This window comes from Curtobacterium pusillum (assembly GCF_007680845.1).
Lineage (GTDB): Bacteria > Actinomycetota > Actinomycetes > Actinomycetales > Microbacteriaceae > Curtobacterium > Curtobacterium pusillum_B.
In genome coordinates, this window is record NZ_VEIY01000019.1 from 1 (window position 1) to 426 (window position 426).

At 75.6% G+C, this 426-nt stretch carries 1 protein-coding gene; it reads left to right on the forward strand.

The window, feature by feature from the left end; all coding sequences use genetic code 11:
* A partial coding sequence (locus FS825_RS19155) for a hypothetical protein (RefSeq protein WP_222126971.1) occupies positions 1-303 on the forward strand: 303 nt, incomplete at its 5' end.
* Positions 304-426 lie beyond the last annotated feature (123 nt).

Sequence of the window (426 nt, forward strand, 5' to 3'; positions counted from 1 at the left end):
GTTGGTGAAGAGGTGGTTGGTGAAGGGGTTGAGGGGGGGGGGGAGGTTGTGGAGGTAGGGGTGGTGGGGGTGGGGGGAGTGGATGGGGATGGGGTGGGGGAGGTGGTGGGGGTGGGGGGGGGGGAGGTGGGGGTGGAGGGTGGGGTTGGAGTGTGGGAGGGGGTGGTGGAGGTGGGGGGGGGGGGAGGGGAGGGAGGGGTGGAGAGGGAGGGAGTAGGGGTGGGGTGGGGGGTGGGGGGGGTGGGGTTGGAGGAGGGGGAGGGGGCGATGGGGAAGGAGGAGGGGGAGGTGGGGCGGGTGTAGGGGGTGGAGTGGGGGTGGTGGGGGAGGGGGAGGGGGGGGGGAAGATGGTGGGGATGGGAGAGGGGTGAGGGAGGGGGGTGAGGGGGGGGGGAGGGGGGGGGTGGGGGGGGGGGGGGGGGGGGG